This is a genomic window from Microcoleus sp. AT8-B5 (genome assembly GCF_036705565.1).
Classification (GTDB): domain Bacteria; phylum Cyanobacteriota; class Cyanobacteriia; order Cyanobacteriales; family Microcoleaceae; genus Microcoleus.
The window spans coordinates 146,448-154,160 of record NZ_JAUBUY010000002.1 but is presented as its reverse complement, the minus strand read 5'-3'; the positions used below and the strand labels follow the sequence as shown (position 1 = coordinate 154,160).

Here is a 7,713-nt window from a genome sequence, read left to right as displayed (position 1 = left end):
ACTGACTACTGACTACTGACTACTGACTACTGACTACTGACTACTGACTACTGACTACTGACTACTGACTACTGACTACTGACTTCTAATATTATTTGCCAAACCAATCTTTCATTTTTTGTTTTGCTTGTTCTTTAGTATCAGCATTAATGTATACTGAAACAGTAGCTATTGCCGCCAGCAATACTCCTAAATCATCGGTAAATCCGATGCCGACTAATATATCGGGAATCGCATCGACAGGAGATATAAAATAGGTCAAAGCTCCAACTACAACTCCTTTTGCCCAAGCAGGCACGTTTGGGTTTTGAGCCGTATAGTAGAGAATCAAAGCTTTTTCAACTACTTCTCTTCCTGCGGTTAAAGCAAAGTTTTTAAGTTTAGCCCAAAAACTTTCATCTGAATAGTTAATTTGGGGGTTGCTGAGGTGTGTTGTGGTTTCTCTTCGGTCGATCACATCGAGAGGAATGCCCTTAGTTTTAAGCTGGTAAACAGCAGAATTGAAAGATGCTGAAACCTGATTTTTATTGGGCGCGGCCTCCCGTATTTGTTTCATGTCTGCGTTGACATCCACCCCGCCCTATAAGGGCGAGGATTCCTAAGACTCACGACTTAGGTTTCTGCTTCTGTCCCCTAGGGAGTTTCGCACCAGCCTTAACAGATTTACTCTGTTGGGGTCTTACAGTCGCTCCACAGACTGAAACGGCAAGCCCTGCCGCCAAAATGTTCTTCGCCGCATTGATATCACGATCATGGTGCGTCCCACAACTAGGACAATCCCATTCCCGAATATTCAACGGCAACTTGTCAACGATGTGTCCGCAATTTCCACATCGTTTAGAACTCGGAAACCAGCGGTCAATCTTAACTAAAGTGCGACCATACCAATCACACTTGTAGTCAAGTTGTCTGACCAATTCGCCCCAACTTGCATCACTTATAGAAGCGGCAAGTTTGGGGTTTTTAATCATATTCTTCACAGCTAAGTCTTCTACGGCGATGGTTTGGTTTTCACGCACCAACCGCGTCGTTAACTTGTGAAGATAGTCTTTTCTTGCATCAGTAATTTGTTGATGCACTTTCGCTACTTTGAGCCGTGCTTTGTAACGGTTATTTGATCCCTTTTGCTTACGGATTAAAGCTTTCTGCGCTCTTCTGAGCTTGCGATACTTTGTCTTAAATCCTTTGGGATTGGCAATCTTTTCACCAGTGCTTAAAGCAAGCAAGCTTGTAATTCCCAAGTCAATACCGACTTGATCACCTGTTTTGGGTAACTTTTCAATTTCAACATCTACCAGCAGAGAAACTGACCACCTGCCTGATGGTGCAAGCTTTACTGTAATAGTTGATGGTGTCGCACCATTAGGTAATGTCCGGCTCCAGCGAATTGGCAATGCTTGGGTGCTTTTTGCTAGGTAGACTTGTGCATCCCTAAATTTGAACGCTGACTTAGTGAATTCTGCACTACCACCATTGCGTTTCTTTTTGAAGTTAGGATATTTTGCCCGTCCATCAAAAAAGTTGGTATAAGCCGCTTGTAAATGTCTCAAGCATTGTTGCAATGGCACGCAGCTAACTTCGTTAAGAAAATCTAGTTCTTCAGTTTTCTTCCATTCGGTTAACATTGAAGAAGTCTCAGCATACCCTACCCGTTTCTGTTCTGTGTACCAAGCTTCAGTTCTTACTGCTAAAGCACGGTTGTAGACTAAACGGGCGCAACCCAAAGTACGTCGCAACAAACTTTCTTGTTCTGGCGTTGGGTAGAATCGGTAGCTGAAGGCTTTTAATGTCATATTTACCTTAAATGTGCTGCTTTACATAATAGCACGTCTTATGTGAAATAGTACGTCTTAACAAATATCTATGTAAAGCCGTCCTACAAGGACGGGGTTTCAGACCCATTTTCCTTGATGAATTCCTGCATGGCTTGGATTTGCAAGTCGGAAACCGCTAGCAGTTTTTTGGCTGATTGGATCGCCTCGCTTTCTGCAGGATGCAGCGTCTTATTTGCGCCAGCAATGTTAATTAAAAAATACATGACTCCCAAACGCAGCGGTTGTTGTGAATGGCTGAGTGTTTGCAAACAGTCGCCCAGTGATGGGGGACTGGCTGTGTAGGATTGGATTTGAGTTTTTGCAGAGTCAGAAAATTTGTCTAAATTTATGGTTTTAAACAACAAATCTAGTTCGTCAATATCAACGGAACCATCGGCGGCTGCGATCGCAAACAAAGAACCATAAAAAGCTAAAAGTTCGCTTTCTGAGGAGGTGGCAAAAATATCTCTCTCGGACATGATGCTACTCCGATTGATAACGATGCTTTGCATTTTACCACAAAACTCAGCGCGCCATGATTTCAGAAACCGGCAATAATTTTAGACAGCATGAAACAATGGAGGATTTTTTATGAAAGTTGCGATCGTCGGCTGCGGCTATGTGGGTACTGCGACAGCCAAACATTTACGTGGCAAATCTGATTGTACCGTGACGGCGACAACTACCACGGCGACGCGAGTAGTTGAGTTGGAGGGTGTCGCGCAGCGGGTAGCCGTGCTCAAAGGAAATGACAAAGATGCAATGAGGGCTGTACTGCAAGAACAAGATGCTGTTATGCTGTGCGTAGGTGCTCCAAATCCTCATGCTTATCGGGAAAGTTATTTAGATACGGCGACAACTTTAGTAGCGGTTTTACAGCAGATACCGACAGTCAAGCAGGTTATTTATACGGGTACTTATTCTGTGTATGGCGATCGCCAAGGTGAATTGGTAAATGAAGAATCCCCCGTCGCGCCTGCTAATCCAAACGGTGAAATTCTCGCAGAAACAGAACAGGTTTTATTAGCAGCATCTAGTCCCAATCTTCAAGTCTGCATTCTCCGTTTGGGAGGAATTTATGGGCCAGGGCGAGAATTAGTTAAAATCTTTAGAGGCTGGGCTGGGAGCACTCGTCCCGGTAGGGGGGAAGATGCTACTAATTGGGTGCATCGAGATGATATTGTTGGGGGGTTAACGTTTGCTTTGGAAAATCGATTGCAGGGAATTTACAATTTAGTCGGGGATGTGTCGCTATCCAGTGGCGAATTGCTCGATCGCATTTTTGAAACTCACAATCTGCCTAAAGTTTCTTGGGATGGAAGTCCTAGCGTGCGGCCTTATAATGCTAGCGTGTCGAATCAAAAGATTAAGGCGGCGGGTTATCAGTTTGTTTATCCTGAAATTAGGGAGTTTTAGTTGGGCGATCGCTCTTTTGTTAAACCGCATCTTTTTCACAGGCGGGACGCCCGTGCCACAATGAACGCGGATGGACGAAAGGGCGATATTCACCGCTTTAGATTTTTTCCCTAACCCAAATTCTAAATGATTTCAGTAATGCAATTTCTCCCATTGTTTTAGTCTGCTCAAAAAACCTACTCATTTCTGTTGATGATAAAAAGGGAAAAGCAATACTGAAATTGCATTCAACATACTCCTCGGAAGCTAACTGATAAAATTTTAAAACTCGCCCGTTATATCTCCAGAGTTCGGGTACGCCAAGTGCCGAGTAAATTCCTGACTTATTAATTGAACTGCTGGTAATATCTATTTCAATTGCCAAGTCGGGCGGTGGGGCAGTTTCTAAGTCTAGTTCTTGCCTGCCTCTGACTGCTGGTTCACTTTGAATATAATAACAATTGTCAGGTTCTATACCCTTTTTAGCCTGTTCTTGCTTGAGAGTCATTGAGCCAGCACTTTTGATTTCAATGCCGAGTTCTTCTGCTAAAATGAAAATGAAGCGATCGGACTGAATCTTGGGATTTTCATGTTCGTATAAAGGACTCATAATTTCCAACATCCCGTTATCATAAGCTATGCGATAACCTCGGCGATCGCCTATTTCTTTGAGCAACGTTTCAAAGGTTGACCAGCTAATGTTTTCTAGCAGTGTTCTCTGTTCGGCTAAACTTGAAGTAGTAGCAATCATCTCAAAATCTCCTTGAGCTGAGAAAACTCTAGTTTTATTTTACCACAGGCCCAGATACTATGAAAAAGGGGGTTGTTTTTTTGAACCGCCGACATCTGCGGTTCAAAAAAAAGCCATTTCAATCACTAATTAACTTACCCCATAATCCCACCAAAAAAGTCGATCGTCTCTTTCAACGCTTTCACAAACACATCAATCTCCTCGCGAGTATTGTAAAAATACAAACTCGCCCGCGCCGTAGATGAAACGTTCAAATAGCGGTGCAAAGCTTGCGTGCAGTGATGCCCGGAACGAATCGCGACTCCCTCCTGATCTAACATGGTAGACAAGTCTTGAGGGTGAATTTCTCCGGCTGTAAATGCCGCTAATGCAGCCCTACCTTCACCGTTGCTGTCTGGTTGTGGCCCGTAAATTTTGATTTCGGGAATTTGCCGCAATTGTTGGAACATATAAGCATTCAATTCTGCTTCGCAAGCGTGAATCTTATCCATGCCAATGTTACTAAGATAATCGATTGCTGCACCGAGGGCGATCGCCTCTCCGATTGCAGGCGTGCCGGCCTCAAATTTGTGCGGCAAATCGGCATAGGTGGAGTAATCGAGAAACACGTCAGCAATCATCTCACCGCCGCCGAAAAACGGAGGCATTTCTCTCAGCAAGTCCAGCTTACCGTAGAGAAAACCGATGCCAGTCGGAGCGCACATTTTGTGACCTGAAGCAACCAGCCAATCGCAATCTATTGCTTGCACATCTACTATCATGTGCGGCACGCTTTGGCAAGCATCAATTAAAACTCTTGCGCCGAAACTGTGGGCAATTTTGCAGATTTCTTTGACTGGACTGATGCAGCCCAAAGTATTAGAAACGTGAACGGTTGACACCAATTTAGTTTTATGGGAAATCAGGGTTTTAAACTGTTCCAAATCAAACTCGTTAGTTTCCGTTAACTCGACAAACTTCAGCACCGCACCGGTTCTTTGAGCCATCATTTGCCAGGGAACGAGATTGCTGTGGTGTTCCATCACCGACAGGATAATTTCATCTCCGGCTTGCAGATTGCTCAAACCCCAAGAATAAGCGACCAAATTAATCGCTTCGGTAGCGTTGCGAGTGTAAACAATTTCTTGCCGCGACGCCGCATTTACAAACGCCGCAACTTTGTCTCTAGCACCTTCGTAAGCATCAGTCGCTTTGGCGCTGAGAGTGTGAGCACCCCGGTGGACGTTTGCATTGTATTGTCCGTAGTAATCACGCCAAGCGTTGAGCACAGCTAGGGGTTTTTGAGAAGTAGCTGCATTGTCTAAATAAACTAGCGGTTTACCGTTAACTTTTTCATTCAAAATTGGGAAGTCGCCGCGAACTTTTGAGGCAAGTGTTTTTTCTTGAATAAGTGTCATATTTTTTGAAGTTAGTGATTTGTCGTTGGGTGGGGGCGGGTTTACGAGATTGTTGGTTTGAGGCAATTATTATTCGTGAAACCCGCCCCTACAGGCTGTTAAAAATGGTGCAAGATGTTGTAGGGACACAGCACTGCTGTGTCCTCTGTGTCCTCATATTTATGAGTTATCCTTGGACGGCCACGCAGGTAGAAAGCATTTTCGCCACTCCAAGAATCGGTAATTGATTGAGCATTTCCGCCGCAAAAGCATCGATTAGCAAATAGCGACTTCTTTCTAAATCCAAACCGCGACTTTGCAAGTAGAAAAGTTCATCATCTTCTAATTGACTGACAGTTGCACCGTGGGAACATTTAACGTTGTCGGCGACAATTTCCAACTGCGGTTTGGTATCTACGCGAGCTCTCGGCGACAGCAACAAATTCCGGCTCAATTGTCCGGCATCTGTCAATTGGGCGGCTTTGCGAACGAAAACTTTGCCGTTAAATACAGCGCGAGCTTTGTTGCCAATAATGCACTTGTGCAATTGGCGGCTTGTACCGTGGGGGTGATTGAAATCGATTACACTGTGAGTGTCTGATAACTGTTCGCCAAAGGCTACGGTTAAGCCGTTTAAAGTTGTTTCGGTGGCTTCGCCGCGCTGAAAAACTTCTAAATTGTGGCGCGATATTTTGCCTCCCAAGCTGATAGCATGACAAGTATAACGGCTATTTCGAGATTGTTCGATCGCACTTTTGCCGATATGAACAACTTCTCCACCTTCCCGCTGCAGCCGAACGTGATTCACAGTGGCGTTTTCGCCGACAATAACATCCGTTACAGCATTAGTAAACGCTGGTACATTACCGATAGTTGCGTAATCCTCAACTAGCGTGACATTGCTTCCAGGCTCAGCTATGACCAAGCAGTGCGGCTGGGACATCGTGCCAGATGCACCGGGCGCTGTCAGGAACAGCAAGTGAATCGGAAGTTCGATCGACATATTGGCCGGCACGAACACCACCGCAGAATCCGCCAAACCCGCAGTATTCAGCGCGGTAAAAACCTCGGTTTGCTGTCTGTGCTTGCTCAAAACATCGCTGATGCGCCCTTGATATTTTTCGGGTACATTGGATAGATTACCTGCGTAAAAGTCGATCGGCAAATTCGGAAAAACCGACGACTCCACCGTTGACAAATCCGGCGCATAAAACCCGTTGACAAACACCAATCTTAATGGTAAATCTGCCTTGTTTTTCACTGGCATAATGATATCAGCCAGCTTAACTTTTGACTGATTGCTCTGGGGTATATGAAAAGGAATTTGCAACACCGACGACAAATCAGTAAAGCGCCATTCTTCATCCTTCACCGTCGGAAAAGTCGAAGAAAGCACGTATTCAGTCGCCGCATCCCGCAAATCCTGCAACCCGTAAGCAGAACTTTCCTTATTAGCTGCGCCCAACTTGCCGCACTGATTCACCAAATCAGTCAAAAACATTTCCCTACTAGCAACTTGCGTATTCATCATCGCGCGCCCACTCCTGCTGCTTCCTCTTCCACAACCCAGTCATAACCGCGCTCTTCCAATTCGAGCGCCAACTCTTTCGGGCCAGTCAAGATAATTCTACCGGCTTCCATGACGTGAATAAAATCAGGAATAATGTAATTCAGCAACCGCTGATAGTGAGTAATCACCAACATCGAATTCTCAGCAGTTGACAACTGATTCACACCGCCGGCGACAATCTTGAGAGCATCGATATCCAAACCCGAATCAGTCTCATCCAAAATAGCTAACTTCGGTTCCAACAGCGCCATTTGCAAAATTTCATTCCGCTTTTTCTCGCCACCGGAAAAACCCTCATTTACGCTGCGGCCTAAAAAAGAATCATTCATCTTGACAATATCCAGCTTGTCCTCGATTAAATCTTGGAAATCAAAAGCATCCAATTCTTCCAAGCCGCGATGTTTGCGGTGAGCATTGTAAGCCACGCGCAAGAAATCCAGATTGCTAACGCCGGGAATTTCTAAAGGATATTGGAAAGCTAAGAACACGCCAGCTAAAGAGCGTTCTTCCGGCGCTAATTCCAGCAAATTTTGACCCAGAAAAGTAACTTCTCCGCCCGTTACCGTATAAGCAGGATGACCCGCTAATATCTTGGATAAAGTGCTTTTCCCCGAACCGTTCGGGCCCATAATCGCGTGAATTTCACCCGATTTAATTTCCAGATTTAAACCCTTAAGGATTTGGGTATCTTCCACATTCGCAGTTAAATCGCGGACGGATAGCACCACTTGACTATTTTCTACAATCATCTATTTTTGTCCTTTTCCTCAATGCACTTTACAGTTTTTTTTCTCGTTCCTAGGCTGT

Annotated in this window: 8 protein-coding genes; 1 reads left to right on the top strand and 7 read right to left on the bottom strand. The window is 44.8% G+C overall.

The genetic code is table 11. From position 1 onward, the window contains the following. Positions 1 to 91 precede the first annotated feature (91 nt). From QUB39_RS02150 to QUB39_RS02140, 3 genes are all read right to left on the bottom strand, one after another. Positions 92 to 556: a YkvA family protein gene (locus QUB39_RS02150; RefSeq protein ID WP_333052012.1), complete on the bottom strand. Its 465-nt coding sequence runs from the start codon at positions 554 to 556 to the stop codon at positions 92 to 94. 49 nt (positions 557 to 605) lie between these two features. Further along, complete coding sequence (locus QUB39_RS02145; protein WP_333052010.1) at positions 606 to 1,793, bottom strand: RNA-guided endonuclease TnpB family protein; 1,188 nt, start codon at positions 1,791 to 1,793, stop codon at positions 606 to 608. Between the two features lie 83 nt (positions 1,794 to 1,876). Further along, positions 1,877 to 2,326, bottom strand: a complete 450-nt coding sequence (locus tag QUB39_RS02140) for a hypothetical protein (protein WP_333207745.1) — start codon at positions 2,324 to 2,326, stop codon at positions 1,877 to 1,879. 79 nt (positions 2,327 to 2,405) lie between these two features. On the opposite strand from QUB39_RS02140, the gene QUB39_RS02135 reads away from it, so the two are divergent. Then, a complete protein-coding gene (locus QUB39_RS02135; RefSeq protein WP_333207744.1) occupies positions 2,406 to 3,230 on the top strand; it encodes an NAD-dependent epimerase/dehydratase family protein in 825 nt (274 codons plus the stop codon). A gap of 97 nt (positions 3,231 to 3,327) precedes the next feature. On the opposite strand, the gene QUB39_RS02130 is transcribed toward QUB39_RS02135, so the two are convergent. The 4 genes from QUB39_RS02130 to sufC form a co-directional block, all read right to left on the bottom strand. Next, positions 3,328 to 3,960, bottom strand: a complete 633-nt coding sequence (locus QUB39_RS02130) for a Uma2 family endonuclease (protein WP_333052003.1) — start codon at positions 3,958 to 3,960, stop codon at positions 3,328 to 3,330. Between the two features lie 134 nt (positions 3,961 to 4,094). Beyond that, entirely contained in the window at positions 4,095 to 5,357 is a 1,263-nt protein-coding gene (locus QUB39_RS02125; protein ID WP_333052000.1) for a SufS family cysteine desulfurase, read from the bottom strand. Positions 5,358 to 5,523: 166 nt separating this feature from the next. Beyond that, positions 5,524 to 6,867 (bottom strand): Fe-S cluster assembly protein SufD, encoded by a 1,344-nt coding sequence (gene sufD / locus QUB39_RS02120; RefSeq protein ID WP_333207743.1) that lies wholly within the window; start codon positions 6,865 to 6,867, stop codon positions 5,524 to 5,526. Further along, positions 6,864 to 7,655 carry a Fe-S cluster assembly ATPase SufC gene (sufC, locus tag QUB39_RS02115; protein WP_333051994.1) on the bottom strand — a complete coding sequence of 264 codons (792 nt, stop codon included), beginning with the start codon at positions 7,653 to 7,655 and terminating at the stop codon, positions 6,864 to 6,866. The genes sufD and sufC overlap by 4 nt, the downstream gene beginning before the upstream one ends. Positions 7,656 to 7,713 lie beyond the last annotated feature (58 nt).